This is a genomic window from Pseudarthrobacter chlorophenolicus A6 (assembly GCF_000022025.1).
GTDB classification, from domain to species: Bacteria; Actinomycetota; Actinomycetes; order Actinomycetales; family Micrococcaceae; genus Arthrobacter; species Arthrobacter chlorophenolicus.
Window position 1 is genome coordinate 3,691,009 of sequence record NC_011886.1, and the last position, 14,005, is coordinate 3,705,013.

The window sequence follows — 14,005 nt, forward strand, 5'->3', positions numbered from 1 at the left end:
ATGGAAACCACAGATACCGCCGGCACCGACGCAACCAGCGCCGACCCGGCCTCGGCGGCGGCCGCCCTGCGCTCGGCCCTGGCGGACGGCGTCGAACGCTGGCAGCCCAAAGTCGAGGCGCTGGCCCGGAACATCCACGGCTACCAGGAAATCTCCTTCGAGGAAGTCCAGTCGGCGGAGGCCATCACTGCCCTGTTGGAAGAGGGCGGCTTCGACGTGGAGCGCGGCACATCCGGTCTGCCCACGGCGTTCACCGCGAGCGCAGGCAGCGGCGACCTCACCGTGGCGCTGTGCGTGGAGTATGACGCGTTGCCGGGCATCGGCCACGCGTGCGGGCACAACCTGATCGCCGGAGCGTCGGTGGCGGCGGCACTGGCCCTGCAGCCATATGTGGACGAACTCGGCATCACGCTCAAGGCCATCGGCACCCCGGCGGAAGAACATGGCGGCGGCAAGGCACTGATGCTGGAGCGGGGCGCGTTCGACGGCGTGGGGCTGGCTTTGATGGTCCACCCGGTCCAGGACGGGCTCACCTACAACCCGGCCGGGACCAGCGCCCAGGCCGTGGGCCGGTACAAGGCGACGTTCACCGGCAAGGCAGCCCACGCGGCAGCCGCCCCGCACCAGGGCGTGAACGCAGCGGATGCTGCGGTCCTCAGCCAGGTGGCCATCGGCCTGCTCCGCCAACAGATCCCGTCAGACCACAGGATCGCCTGCTACGTGGCCGAGGCCGGGCACGTCACCAACATCATTCCGGAGAAGGCCGTAGTGGAGTTTGAGTGCCGCGCCTTTACGTTGCCGGAGTTCCATGCCTTGCTGGAACGCGTCCGCCGCTGCTTTGAGGGCGCCGCGATCGCCACGGGAACCACGCTGGAGTACGAGGACACCGAACCGCTGTACGAACCGCTGCTCCAGGATGACGACCTCGCAGCGCACTGGACCTCCGCAATGGACGCGTTCGGCAAGGACACGTCCCGGTCCTCCGGCCTCAGCGGCGGGTCCACGGACATGGGCAACATCTCCCAGGTGATCCCGTCCCTGCACCCGTGGCTGAGCATTCCCGGCGCGGACGTCCCCATCCATTCGCACGCGTTCGCCGCCCTGGCGGACACTCCCCCGGCATACGGCGTGATGTTCGAGGCAGGCACCGCCCTGGCCTGGACCGTCGCCGCCGCCGCCTCAACCCCCACCCAACGGAAACGCTTCACCCAGGCGGCATACCGCCGTCGTACTTCCCCCCAGGAAGCTGTCACCCAGGAAGGCGCATCATGAGCACTGCCAAAACAGCCCGGACCGAAACGGCCGGCACCAGGCTGACCATCCCCATCGCCGCCCTGGCGTTCGTTATCGCCCTGACCGTCCAGTTCATCGGGCAGGCCAAGATCGATCTTGGAATCGGCGCCATCATCATCTTCCCCATGGTGTGGGGCCTGATCCTGGGCCTGCTGGTCTCGGTCCAGAAGTTCAAGCCGCTGGGCATCGACCTGCAGCGCGTGGCCGCCGCCCTGGTGGGCGTGGCGGTGCTGCTGCTGGTGGCGCGGCTGGCGTTCAACATCGGCCCCAGCCTGCCCACCCTGCTGAAGGCCGGCCCCGCCCTGCTGCTGCAGGAAGTGGGCCACCTACTGGGCACCATCGTGCTGGCGCTGCCCCTGGCCGTGCTGCTGCGCATGGGCAAAGCGACCGTGGGCGCCACGTTCTCGCTGGACCGCGAGCCGTCCTTCGCCATGGTGTCCGAAAAGTACGGGCCGGACTCGGACCAGTACCGCGGCGTGCTGGCCATGTACGTGTTCGGCACGCTGTTCGGCGCCGTGTTCATCACGCTGCTCACCTCGCTGGTGGCCAACTGGAAGATCTTCGATCCGCTGGCCCTCGCGATGGGCGCCGGGGTGGGGTCCGGGTCCATGATGGCTGCATCGGTAGCGAGCATCACCGCCGCCTACCCGGGCGACCAGGAGGCAGTGCTGGGCATGGCAGCCGTGTCCAACCTGATCACCACCGTGCTGGGTGTCTACGTGGGCATCTACATCGCGCTGCCGTTGGCGGACAAGTTCTACCGGGTGCTGACCCGCAAGCAGGAGACCCGGCAGGCAGTCGCGGCCGGTGCCGCCGGAACAGGTGCAGGTGTAGCGGCCGGCCCCAGCGCCGCCGACCTTGAGCGCGAGGCAGCACAGGCCGAGGAAAACCGGCTGTTCCGCGAGCGCGTGGCCGAATCGTCCGCGGCGATCAAGCTGCCCCTGTGGCTTTCGCTGTCCGTGCTGACGGTCCTCGGCATCGGCACGGCGTCCGTTGCCGCAAAGGGTTTCAGTCTCAGCATTGTGGGCGGCTACGCCGTGATGCTGGCGCTGGTGCTGGTCAGCATCGTCCTGGCGAAGCTGACCCGGAAGATCTCGGCGATCGTCTTCATCACCACCATCGGCGCCTACATTTCCAGCCCGTGGTTCTTTGGGGCCGAGCCGCTGAACGCCGCCGTCAAGACCGTGGACTTCCTGTCCATCGCCACGGTGATGCTCACGCTGGCCGGCCTGTCCCTTGGCAAGGACATCCCGCTGCTGAAGAACATCGGCTGGAAGATCATCCCCGTGGGCCTTGTTGCCATCACGGCATCCTTCCTGCTCTCCACGGTGATCGCAGAGTTCGCCCTGGGGCTCTGGCACTGACACGGCATTAGTCTCCGAGGCTCAGCGAGCGCGGCACCCAACAGAAGCGGACGACGGCGGGAGGTTCCCGGCGTCGTCCGCTTCCGATTGGTGGCACGTCCGGAAAGCTGTGCGCGCCGGGGACGTTCGGCCCTACGTCCGCGGCGACGGGCTTGGGAGAGTGGATTGCAAAGGGCAGGGCAGCTCAAGGAGGCCGGCGATGAGCAGGATCTACATTCCCTACGGGACCACCGAGGGGCAGACGGCGAAGATCGCCGAGTTCATCGCGGATGTGTTCCAGGCACACGGCCATGAGGCCACAGCGGCGGATATCAAGGAGGCCGGCGACGCGATCCCGGACGGGTACGACGCTGTCCTGGTGGGCGCCTCAGTCCACGTGGGCAAGCACGAGAAGTACGTGGGGGATTTCGTCCGGAAGAACCTGAAAACCCTGGAGCGGCTGCCGTCCGCGCTGTTCTCGGTGAGCATGGCGGCGCACGGCGACACCGAAAGCGCCGAGGGCTACGTGGGCAAATTCGAGGACGAAACCGGGTGGCGCCCCGCGCAGGTGGGCCTGTTCAGCGGCGCCATCCCCTACACGCATTACGGGTTCGTCAAGCGCCTCATCATGAAACGGATCGCCAGCAGCCAGGGATCCCCGGACACCGACACGTCCCGCGATTACGTCTACACGGAGTGGGACGCCGTGAAGCATTTCGCGGAGGATTTCCTGGCGCGGCTGCAGCCCGCGGCCTAGCGCGCTGCGGGCTCTACCGCCCGGTCCTTCGGCGCGCGCGGCTTCGTCTGCCTCGCCTTCGGGCGGCGCTTCCGCCGCCGCCTGCGTTGGCCGGGGATGACAAACGGCGGCCGGGGCGCACCCAGCCTCGGCCCCGTCCAATACCGCCCACCGATCAGGATGCCGGCCAGGGCACCGTACGCCCACGCGTGCGGCAGTCCCATCTGGCCGGTGGCTCCACCAATGAAGATCAGAGCAAAGTAGACGACGGGAATCACCAGCAGGAGCCCGTTCCGGATGCCAAGGGGCGGCGGGAACCGGAAAAGCGCCCACCCCGCCAAGGTTGCGGCGGCGAGGACCGTGACGCCGGCCAGTTTCGGTGAGAGCAGCAACAATTGCCACGCTCCTACCGCCAAGAGCAGCACCGCACATGCGGCATTGATGAGCGCGAGCCGCCATCCGCCGTCGTACGTACCGTCTTCCCTCAGGACGCGCTTGCGAGGCCGGAACTCTGCGCCCGTCCCCCGCCCGGACCAGGTGTGGCCGCCGATAATGCCGCCCACCAGGAACCCGACGAACCAGGGCGCCGCCGCCGGGATGGCCAGCCTGTCCGCCACGTCGACGGAAATCAGGGTGAAGTAGTTCAGCAGGAGGGTCCACTGCATCACGCCGAACGCCCTGGCAGACTGCGGGACCACGCGGTACATGACGAACGCGTACACCGCACCGATCGAGAGGAACGGCAGGGTCTGCAGAATCCTGCCGCCGGCCAGCCACGCGAACACTCCGAGCAACACAGCGATCAGGGTGCCGTAGAAAATCCGCCCGGCCCACACGTCATTTTTCAATAAGTCCTTAACCCCCACAGGTCCAAGGGTAGGCGACCTAAAGGTAGTCGCCGGCCCGTTCGCGGGCGATCTCCAGCAGCGTGGTCTGGAAAGCCACTTCGGCCGGGGCGTAGACCTTGTCCTGGCGCTGGGCCAGCAGGACGCGGCGCAGCGGCGCTTCGTCGCCGAGGCTGAGCACGCGGACGTCAGGGTGTTGGAGGGCGACGGCGGTTTTGGGCACCATGGCCACGCCCATTCCCACACTCACCATGGCCTGGGCTTCCTGGTAGTCGTTGGCGAGGAAGCCGATGGTGGGTTCGAACCCGGCGTCGTGTGCGGAACGCTGCAGGACCTCCACCACCGGGTGTGCCTCCGCACGGACAATCCAGGACTCGTTGCGCAGGTCCTCCATGCCCACCTGATCCTGCTCGGCGAGCGGGTGGCTGGCCGCCACCAGGATGACGGTGCTTTCGCGGAACACCTCGGTGACCCGGATGGAATCGTTCTGGAACCTGTTCCACGGGTAGTCCCACAACAGGCAGAGCCCCGTCACACCGGACTGCAGATCCGCCACCAGCTCGTCGAAGCGGGCGCTGCGCAGCGACAGGCTGATGGCCGGGTACCGCTTCTTGAAGGCACGGATGACGATGGGCAGGAAGGATCCAGCGAGCGTAGGGAAGGTGCCTACGGTCAGGGCTCCCCGCTTGAGCCCGGCGATCTGGTCCAAGTCTGACTGTGCCGCCTTCATCTGCCGGAGGATCTGGCGCGCGTGCCCGGCCAGCACCTGGCCCGCCTCGGTGGGCACCACCCCGCGGGAGCGGCGGGTCAGGAGCGGCTGCCCCACTTCCTGCTCCAGCTTGCGCAGCTGCTGGGACACGGCGGACGGCGAATACATCATCAAATCCGCCGCAGCAGTGATGGATCCCTGCTCCACTACCTCCAGGAGCACCGCCAGGCGGCGCATATCGAAAAGCTGCGCATCGTCGTCGTGAAGCATTGCTTTACCCCTTGCCGGAAATGGTTCAAACGGTTCATGCGGACCTGCATCCCAGCGATGGCAACAGCCCCTACGGCAGCTTGAGCGGCCGGTAACCAATGCTGAGAGTCTGCGAGCGCAGTGATTGAAGCAATGCTACATCCCCCTTCAATTATTGAACATTGTCTTAAGTTGTGATCCGGATCAATCTTTTATCAGGGCCCCTCGCAATAACCGAGGCAATGAGGAGATGTGAAAGACCAATGAAGATCGAAGCAGAGTGGATGCGCGGAGGCACCAGCAAATGCTGGGTGTTCGAAGCCGGCCATCTGGGCGAAGGCAACAGCCTGGACTCGCTGCTCCCCCGTGTATTCGGCAGCCCGGACTCGCGGCAGATCGACGGCGTGGGCGGAGCAACCTCAACCACCAGCAAGGCCATGATCCTGCACCGTCCCGACGACGAGGGAATCGACGTCGACTTCACGTTCGCCCAGGTGGGCATTGAAGAGGCGGCAGTGGACTGGGGCAGCAACTGCGGCAACTGCTCGGCAGTGGTGGGGCTCTACGCCATCGAAAAAGGATGGGTGGTGCCCACCGGCGACGTCACCAGGATCGTCACCCGCAACACCAACACCGGCCAGGTCATCATCCAGCGGGTAGCCACCCCCGCCGGCGCCCTGCCAATCGTCCCCGACGCGCAGATGCCGGGCGTCCCGTTCCCCGGCTACCGCGTGGGGCTCGGCTTCCAGGACCCCGCCGGAAAGACCACCGGCGCGCTGCTGCCCACCGGTTCCGCAACGGACACCATCACCGCCGGCGGAACCCGCTGGACAGTGTCCATGGTGGACGCCGGCGCCCCCGTGGTGATCGTCCGCGCCGAGGACCTCGGCCTGGACCCGGCCCGCTACGAAAACTGGCAGGCCGGCGTCGAACTTCAACTCGACACGCTGGACCAGATCCGGCGCCAGGCAGCCGTCCGCATGGGCCTGGCCCCCACCACCGCCCAGGCGGCCCGGGCCATCCCGAAGCTTGCCATCGCCGCCTTCCCGGTAGCCGACCAGGCACAACCAACAGATGGCAGCGACATCAACGTCATGATGCTCTCGATGGGCCGGCCCCACCCGGCGCTGGCCATCACCGGCAGCATCGCCCTGACGCTGGCGGCCCGCACCCCGGGAACCGTCCTGCACCACATGACCGGCGGCACGCAGTGTGCCGCGCTGAAGCTGCGGACCCCCGCCGGGGTCCTCGAGACCTGGACCGAAGAGAAGGACGGCGCCGTGATTGTCGGCGTCGACCGCACGGCCCGGACCATCGCCACCACCGTGATCCACCTCCCGGAGGCCCTCGGCAACGCTGCCGAGGAGGCCCTCGCGGGAGCCACTCGATGAGGAGTACCTGCCATGACTAACACTGTTCAACAGCCCAACCGCACCGCAAAGGAAACTCCGGAACAGGAGTCCCCGGAACAGCGGTCCCCGCGCAACAACCGCCGCCGCCGTATCCTGCTGGTGTCGGTGGTCGGCATCGCCCTCCTTGGTGTGCTTGCCCTCGTCCTGGCGGGGGGCGTCTTCAACCAGGCGCCCACCGGGGAATCGGAGCACAGCATGACCGCGGTACAGATCATCCCGCTCATCATCCTGGTGGTGATGTTCGTGGTGGCCACCAAGTGGCCGCTGAACATCGGCGTGATGGGGCTGGTGGCCTCCTTCGGCGTTGGCTATTTCATGCTGGGCATGGATGACAAGGAAATCCTCGCGGACTTCCCCGCCAACATCGTCATCACCATCATCGGCGTGACCTACTTCTTCAGCATGGCGCAGCGCAACGGCACCATCGACATCATCGTCCAGACCTGCGTCCGCCTGGTCCGGGGCAAGACGCTCCTGCTCCCGTGGGTGTTCTTCCTGATGGCCGCAGCCCTGACCGCGCTTGGCACTTTCTCCCCCGCCGCCGTCGCTCTCCTGGCACCGGCCGCCATCGGCCTGGCCTATGAGTCCCGCATCCACCCCGTCCTGATGGGCGCGTTCATCATCAACGGCGCCCACGCCGGCGGCTTCTCCCCGCTGTCCGTGGCCGGCGTGCTGGTGCATGACATCGCCGTCAAGAACGGCTTCCCCATCTCGCAGGGCTCACTGTTCATCGCAAGCTTCGCCATCAACCTCATCCTGTCCGCCCTGACCGTGGTCCTCTTCGGCCTGCTGGGCAAGCTGCGCGACGGCGACGGCGTGCACGGAGACCTTGAGACTCCCGCCATGGGCCGCCCGCACGGCCAGCAGGTCCTCACCCTGGCGCTCATCGGCGCCCTGCTGGTCTGCGCCCTCGGCTTCCACATGCCCATCGGCTTCGTGGCCCTCAGCGCCGGGCTTCTCCTGGCGTTCGTCAACATCAAGGAGCACAAGACCTTCATCGGCGGCATCTCCTGGTCCACCGTGCTGCTGGTGGCTGGCATGATCACCTACATCTCCCTCCTGCAGCACGTTGGCGTCATCGACACCCTCGCCGATATGGCGCTGGCCCTGGGCGCACCGCTGCTGGTGGCACTGGTCCTCTGCTACGTCATCGGCGTCGGCTCGGCCTTTGCCAGCTCGACGGCGCTGCTCACCGCGTTCATCCCACTGGCGGGGCCGCTGCTGGCCAGCAGCACGCTGAGCTCCTCCGGCACGGTGGCCGCACTCGCCATCGCCGCCACCGTGGTGGACGTTTCCCCGTTCTCCACCGACGGCGCCCTGGTGGTGGCCAACGCCCGGGAAGACGACCGGCAGCGTGTCTACAAGCAGCTCATGATGTGCGCCGGCGGCGTGGTCCTCATCGCCCCCGCACTGGCCTGGGCACTGCTGGTTCCCACCGGCATCATGTAAGCCCGGGTGCCGCTCCCGCACTCCCTTCGCAACAGGAACCCCGAAAGTCGGGCGCAGGAGCGTGCATCCGTTTGAGTCAAAAGGCAGGACCCGCCACGGGTCCTGCCTTTTGGCATGGGCGCAGTCCTGGCGTCCCCGCAGTTCTAGCGTCCCCGCAGCCCTCATGTGTGCGCGGTCGCACACCCTACCCACCCCGGCTCCGCCATCCCCGGTCAGTAGAGTTGCAGGGCACACAAAGCACCGAACAGACCGATACGACACACGATGAGCGTCCGAAACAGCAGTCTGAACGTTGCAGAGGGCGCAAAAGGGGAAATTGGGGACATGTCCGCCACACCAGGCACAAGGACCATCAGCAAACCACCAGGGCAGCCGCCCGAGGCCGTGAACGAGCCGGACGGGAAAGGCGCGGGGCGGCCACCCGGGGCCGCCAACCACAGGGTCACGCCATGGGTCTTCTGGCCCGCAGCAGGCATTATCTTCCTGTTTGTCCTGTTCGCCACGATCTTCCCGGCAGCGGCCACGGATCTGTTCGGCAGCATCCAGGGCAACGTCATCAAGTGGTTTGGCTGGTACTACGTGGCGGCCATTGCCGTGTTCGTGGCGTTTGCCCTGTGGATCGGCCTGAGCCGTTACGGCGACATCAAGCTGGGCAAGGACGAGGACGAACCCGAGTTCTCGGTGATGTCCTGGTTCGCGCTCCTGTTCGCTGCAGGGATGGGCATCGGCCTCGTCTTCTTCGGGGTGGCAGAGCCGCTGAACCACTTCGCCGCTCCACGTCCGGGCCTGGAGGGTTCGCCGCTCGTGCTCGCGCAGCAGGCCATGACGCAGACTTATCTGCACTGGGGCCTGCACGCCTGGGCCATCTACGTGGTGGTGGGCGTGTCCATCGCGTACGCGGTGCACCGGCGGAACCGCCCCATCTCCATCCGCTGGACACTTGAACCCCTGCTGGGCCGGCGGCGGGTTGCCGGCGCCTGGGGCAACCTCATTGACGTGGTGGCCCTGGTGGGAACCCTGTTCGGCGTGGCCACGTCCCTGGGCCTCGGGGTGCTGCAGATCTCGTCCGGCCTGGAACAGGCCAACATCGTCCAGGCCACCACCATGACGCAGATCGGCCTGATCCTCTGCATCATCACCCTGACCATCGTTTCGGTGGTGTCCGGCGTGGGCAAGGGCATGAAGTGGCTGTCCAACACCAACCTGATCCTGGCCGGGCTGCTGATGCTGGTGGTGCTGTTCACCGGCCCCACGCTGTTCCTGCTGCGTGAGTTCGTCCAGTCCATCGGGCACTACCTGCAGAACGTGGTTGGCCTGACCTTCAACACCTTGGCCTTTTCCGGCGCCGAAGGTGAAGCCTGGCAGGCCGCCTGGACCACCTTCTACTGGGGCTGGTGGATCTCCTGGGCCCCGTTCGTGGGCATCTTCATCGCCCGCATCTCGAAGGGCCGCACGGTCCGGCAGTTCGTGGCCGGCGTCCTGCTGGTACCAACAACAGTGGGCTTCCTGTGGTTCTCCGTGCTGGGCGGAGCGGCGATCCACCGCGAACTCTTCGGCTCCGGCGGCCTGATCAGCGATGACGGCACGGTGGACACCGAGGGAGCATTGTTCAACCTGTTGGGCAGCCTCCCCGGCGGAACCATCCTCACTGTTGGCGCCATCCTGCTGATTGCCATCTTCTTCATCACCTCAGCAGACTCCGGGGCCCTGGTAATGGGCATGATTTCCACGGGTGGCGATGTAGAGCCCAAAAACTGGTTGCGCATTTTCTGGGCGCTGGCGTCTGCGGCTGTTGCCATTGCCCTGCTCCTGGCGAACGGCCTGCAGGCCATCCAGACCGCGGCGATCCTGACGGCGGTGCCGTTCAGTGTGGTCATCATCCTCATGTGCATCTCCACGGCCAAGGCCTTCCACCTGGAGCACGCCACCCTGATGCGTGCGCAGCGGAAGTTAGGCCGCGACCAGATGACCGCCCACGTGACCGAACACGTCACCGAGCATGTGCAGGAGACCATGGCCGACTCGGTCCAGGAGCACTACCAGGAGCACCTGGCAGACCAGGTCCAGGACCAGATCAGCGAAGCAGTGGAGGCCCAGCTGAGCGAGCGGGCGGCCACAGAGGCTTCCGCAACCGATGCACCGGCCGGCGAACCCGCCGCAGGGCGCCGCAAACCCTAGCCGGACCTCGGCAAGCAAACAGGAAAGGAAAGCGTACGACGGCGGGTGCCCACCCGGCGTCGTACGCTTCCTTTTTGGTGCGTGGGGCCCAATGGGTCAACGAGGACCTCCTCAGCAGTTCCAAGGCCGGACAGTAAATCCAGGGCATTGATGGCGGGATAGTCCCAGGCCCGGAACCTTGCGTCACACAAGGTGACGGCACCTGTATCCGGACGGGCAACGCCCTACCCTTGACACGTGACTTTGACCAAGATCCGCACCGCCGCCGCCAGCTCGCTCGCCGCCGCCGGTCTCCTGCTGGCCCTCGCCGCCTGTTCCACGCCGGCCGCCACGCCTTCCTCCTCTGCCCCGGCCTCGTCCGCGAGCGCGTCGGCCAGCGCTTCGGCAAGCGCCGATGATGGCGCCTGCGAAGGCGTGAAGGTCATCGTCGACTCCGGTTCGCTGGACCAGGCCGCCGCCGATACTTCCGCCTGCGTGGACGCGGGCGGACCCACCCTGGCATCGGAAGTGCTGGGCAAAGCTGACGTGAAGATCGAAGGCACCGCCAAGTACCCCACAAGCTTCGCGTGCCGCGTCAACGGCGTGCCCGCTGCGGACTTCGACATCAAGCACAAGGGCGGCACCACCCGCGAAGCTTGCGATGACAAAAACACCGTCTCCTACTGGGCCCTCTGGGTTAAGCCCGCCGGCGGCGAATGGGCGTACGCGCAGGAAGGCCTGGACAGCCTGAAGCTCAACCCGGGCGAGAGCCTTGAACTGCTGTACACGGTGGACAACGAACCGGCAGCGCCCGCGGCATGACCTTCCGGCCCGCGCCGTTGCGCGCAGCGGCGGTTCTCGCCGTTGTGTTCATCGCGGTGCGGGTCATCTACCGCGTTCTCTTCAACGGCGCGGGCCTCGGTGCGCCACTCCTGCTCGACCTGCCCCCGCTGCGGCTGCCGGCGCCCTATGCCCATGTGGTCCTCCTCGGCCCGGTCTCGGCCCCGGGGGTGTGGGCGGCAATTCTGTCGGCCCTCCCGATTGCCGCGACCATCCTCGCGTTCGGCCTGCTGAACGCCTGGGTGGATGTGGCCCGCGGCTTCGTGCACCTGGCCCGCCGCGGCCCCCTGCAGGGCATCGCCCGGATGCTGGTGGTGGCATGGTCGGCCCTCCCGGCGCTTGCCGACGCCGTCACTTCTGTGCGCCTGACATTCCGGTTGCGGGGCGAACGGTTTGGTCCGCGCGCCCTGGTGCCCATCCTGGAGCGGACGCTGGAGCACGCCGGCAGGGTTGCCGCCGCCCTGGAGCTTCGCGGCTTCGGCAGCCGTGGCACGCCCGTTTCCGTTGACGACGACGGCGGCCCGCTTCAGGTGCGCGGCGCCAGGTTCCGCATTGGCGGGACGCAGCTCCGCGTCGCCGACTTCGCGCCGTCGCCCGGGACGGTGTCGGTGCTGACTGGGCCCACTGGCTCCGGCAAGTCCACCATCCTGCGGGGCATCGCCGGGCTCCTTTCGCATGTTGACGGCGGTGAGGTGGCCGGGGCGGTGCGCGTTGGCGGGCTGGACCGGGTATCGACGCCGCCGCGGGAGACAGCTCGCGTGGTCGGCGTCGTCCTGCAAAACCCCCGTGCCGCGTTCGCAACCACCCGGGTCCGGGATGAGATTGCGCTGGCCCTTGACCTGCGGGGCGTTTCAGCGGCCGATTCCAAGGCCCGCGTTCAGGAGGTGGCGGACCGCATCGGCGTTTCGGCATTGCTGGACCGGACCATCAGCACCCTATCGGCGGGTGAGGCAACGCTGGTGGCCATCGCCGCCGCGGTGGTGGAACAGCCGGCGCTGCTCCTGGTGGACGAGCCTCTGGCCGACCTGGACACCACGGCACGGGCCCGCGTCATCGCCGTGCTCCACGCCCTGGCCCGCGACGCCGGCGTCTGCGTGATCGTGGCAGAGCACCGGGCCGAGGCCCTGGTCCCCATCGCCGATTCGTGGTGGGCCGTCCGCGACAGCGCACTGGTACCGGGGACCGCTCCGGCGGCTGCTGCCTCGCGCCCAACTGCCGGGCCGCCGTCGAACGTTCCAGCTGGCTCCGCGACCGTACTGACCGCCTCGAACCTTTCTGTCTACCGCGACGGAAAGCCGTTGGTGCGGGACGCCTCGCTCACCCTGCACCGCGGTGAAGTGGTGGCCCTGGTGGGGCCGAACGGCGCCGGGAAGTCGTCGGTCCTGGTGGCTCTGGCGCTCAAGGAAGCTAAAGGCGGCCGGGGAAAGGCGGACACGGGAACCATCGGGGTGGGAGCGGGCGACGGCGGCAGGGTTGCCTTGGTGCCGGACGCCTCGGACGATCTCTTCACCATGGACACCGTGGCCGGCGAACTTAGGGCTGCCGAGCGGCGCCTTGCACGCCGGAAGAATGCGGCACCGCTGCCGGTTGGCTTGGCCGCGGAACATCTTGCCCGGTTGCGCGGGAATGCCGGCATGCCGATCGGGCACGAGCATCCCCGGGACCTCTCCGCCGGTGAACGCCGGATCCTCGCAATCGCGCTGCAGACCCTGAACCGGCCACAGGTCCTCCTGATCGACGAGCCCACCCGCGGGCTCGACCCGGCGGCCCGTTCGGCGGTGGCGGCCGCGTTGCGTGCTGCGGTGGAGGATGGCGCAACCGTCCTGATCGCCACGCACGACCATGCTTTCGCCCACCGCCTTGGTGCCCGGATCCTGCCGATGCGGGACGGCGTGGCGCCCGCGACTGAACCGGCAACTCAGGCAGGGTCCCTGGCAGCTGTCCCTGCCACCACGGCCCAGCCGCTCACGGTTCCCCGCTTCCTCGACAGGCTCCCGGACGTTCCGGCCCGGCAGAAGCCGCACCGCCTCCGGATGCCGCGGCCGGTCGAGCTCGCCGTGTTGGCAGCTGCGAACCTGCTGGCACTCGGCGCTTTCTGCTGGCCTTTGCTGGCAGCGGCCCTCCCGTCGGATGCCGCCGCTGCCCTCCCCTACGCGGCGCTGGCCATCGCACCCCTGGCGGCTGTCGCCGTCGTTGTTCTGCTGGATGGTTCTGTGCGTTCGGCGCATACTGTGGCGCTGCTCGGCGTCCTCGCGGCCGTGGGGTCGGCGGTGCGGGTGGCGAGCACCGGCGTCGGCGGCGTGGAGGCCGTGTTCATCCTGCTGGTCCTGGCCGGCCGGGCATTCGGCGCACGGTTTGGCCTCCTGCTGGGGGCTGCGACCATCGCGCTGTCGAGTGCGCTGTGGGGCGGGGTCGGACCGTGGACGCCGTTCCAGGTTTTCGCGTGTGCGTGGGTGGGCGCCGGGGCCGGGCTGCTCCCCAAGGGGGTGCGCGGGAAGGCCGAGCTGTGGATGCTGTGCGGCTACGGGATTGTGGCGTCGTACCTTTTCGGACTGCTGACCAACCTGTGGTTCTGGCCGTTCGCGGTGGGCGCCGGCACGGGCATCTCCTACGAACCGGGCGCCCCGCTAACTACGAACCTCAGCAGCTTCCTGCTGTACTCACTGCTGACCTCGACAGCCGGGTGGGACACGCTTCGGGCCGTCACCACCGTCGTCGGAATCATCGTGGTGGGCCGGGCGATCCTCGCCGCGCTGCGCCGGGTGAAGCCGGTCTCCGGCGGGATTTTGAAAGACCGCACGGGAGAGGTCCAGTCACCTGAGTCATCCTCGAATGGGACCCACCACCAGCTCACGTCCTAGGGTTTTACTGAGCTCATAGCCGTCAAACAAAACCCCCTATTTGCGCTCCAGCAAAATAGGGGGTTCTTGCTACGGAAATTGTTCTTTTCGCGGATTAGCTTTTAGGTAGTC

At 67.4% G+C, this 14,005-nt stretch carries 10 protein-coding genes; 8 read left to right on the top strand and 2 right to left on the bottom strand.

Going from position 1 to position 14,005, the window contains the following annotated elements; all coding sequences use genetic code 11:
* The 3 genes from ACHL_RS16740 (at position 1) to ACHL_RS16750 (ending at position 3,393) form a co-directional block, all read left to right on the top strand.
* The gene (locus ACHL_RS16740; protein WP_015938487.1) at positions 1 to 1,272 is read left to right on the top strand and encodes a M20 family metallopeptidase; all 1,272 of its coding nucleotides are present in this window, start codon (positions 1 to 3) and stop codon (positions 1,270 to 1,272) included.
* A complete protein-coding gene (locus ACHL_RS16745; protein ID WP_015938488.1) occupies positions 1,269 to 2,657 on the top strand; it encodes a DUF3100 domain-containing protein in 1,389 nt (462 codons plus the stop codon). The genes ACHL_RS16740 and ACHL_RS16745 overlap by 4 nt, the downstream gene beginning before the upstream one ends.
* A 199-nt stretch (positions 2,658 to 2,856) precedes the next feature.
* Entirely contained in the window at positions 2,857 to 3,393 is a 537-nt protein-coding gene (locus ACHL_RS16750; RefSeq protein WP_015938489.1) for a flavodoxin domain-containing protein, read from the top strand.
* Here the strand turns inward: ACHL_RS16750 and ACHL_RS16755 are convergent.
* Positions 3,390 to 4,220, bottom strand: coding sequence for a hypothetical protein (locus tag ACHL_RS16755; protein WP_081434849.1), 831 nt, complete (start codon positions 4,218 to 4,220; stop codon positions 3,390 to 3,392). The two genes, ACHL_RS16750 and ACHL_RS16755, sit on opposite strands and share 4 nt — an antisense overlap.
* 37 nt (positions 4,221 to 4,257) lie before the next feature.
* Positions 4,258 to 5,196 (bottom strand): LysR family transcriptional regulator, encoded by a 939-nt coding sequence (locus ACHL_RS16760; protein ID WP_015938491.1) that lies wholly within the window; start codon positions 5,194 to 5,196, stop codon positions 4,258 to 4,260.
* A 242-nt stretch (positions 5,197 to 5,438) separates the two neighbouring features.
* On the opposite strand from ACHL_RS16760, the gene ACHL_RS16765 reads away from it, so the two are divergent.
* From ACHL_RS16765 to ACHL_RS16785, 5 genes are all read left to right on the top strand, one after another.
* Complete coding sequence (locus ACHL_RS16765) at positions 5,439 to 6,566, top strand: PrpF domain-containing protein (protein ID WP_015938492.1); 1,128 nt, start codon at positions 5,439 to 5,441, stop codon at positions 6,564 to 6,566.
* 12 nt (positions 6,567 to 6,578) lie between these two features.
* Positions 6,579 to 8,036, top strand: coding sequence for an SLC13 family permease (locus tag ACHL_RS16770; RefSeq protein WP_043794167.1), 1,458 nt, complete (start codon positions 6,579 to 6,581; stop codon positions 8,034 to 8,036).
* A 324-nt stretch (positions 8,037 to 8,360) separates the two neighbouring features.
* Positions 8,361 to 10,214, top strand: a complete 1,854-nt coding sequence (locus tag ACHL_RS16775) for a BCCT family transporter (RefSeq protein ID WP_139187398.1) — start codon at positions 8,361 to 8,363, stop codon at positions 10,212 to 10,214.
* Between the two features lie 237 nt (positions 10,215 to 10,451).
* Positions 10,452 to 11,015, top strand: a complete 564-nt coding sequence (locus ACHL_RS16780) for a hypothetical protein (protein ID WP_015938495.1) — start codon at positions 10,452 to 10,454, stop codon at positions 11,013 to 11,015.
* The gene (locus ACHL_RS16785) at positions 11,012 to 13,894 is read left to right on the top strand and encodes an ATP-binding cassette domain-containing protein (protein ID WP_015938496.1); all 2,883 of its coding nucleotides are present in this window, start codon (positions 11,012 to 11,014) and stop codon (positions 13,892 to 13,894) included. Before ACHL_RS16780 ends, ACHL_RS16785 begins: the two co-directional genes overlap by 4 nt.
* The last annotated feature ends 111 nt before the right edge of the window (positions 13,895 to 14,005 follow it).

What these genes read in the sequence shown, in the direction of transcription:
- ACHL_RS16745 (WP_015938488.1), top strand. Translation starts at nt 1,269, where the DNA reads ATGAGCACTGCCAAAACAGCCCGGACCGAAACGGCCGGCACCAGGCTG.
- ACHL_RS16775 (WP_139187398.1), top strand. Translation starts at nt 8,361, where the DNA reads ATGTCCGCCACACCAGGCACAAGGACCATCAGCAAACCACCAGGGCAG.
- ACHL_RS16760 (WP_015938491.1), bottom strand. Translation starts at nt 5,196, where the DNA reads ATGCTTCACGACGACGATGCGCAGCTTTTCGATATGCGCCGCCTGGCG.
- ACHL_RS16765 (WP_015938492.1), top strand. Translation starts at nt 5,439, where the DNA reads ATGAAGATCGAAGCAGAGTGGATGCGCGGAGGCACCAGCAAATGCTGG.
- ACHL_RS16785 (WP_015938496.1), top strand. Translation starts at nt 11,012, where the DNA reads ATGACCTTCCGGCCCGCGCCGTTGCGCGCAGCGGCGGTTCTCGCCGTT.
- ACHL_RS16750 (WP_015938489.1), top strand. Translation starts at nt 2,857, where the DNA reads ATGAGCAGGATCTACATTCCCTACGGGACCACCGAGGGGCAGACGGCG.
- ACHL_RS16740 (WP_015938487.1), top strand. Translation starts at nt 1, where the DNA reads ATGGAAACCACAGATACCGCCGGCACCGACGCAACCAGCGCCGACCCG.
- ACHL_RS16770 (WP_043794167.1), top strand. Translation starts at nt 6,579, where the DNA reads ATGACTAACACTGTTCAACAGCCCAACCGCACCGCAAAGGAAACTCCG.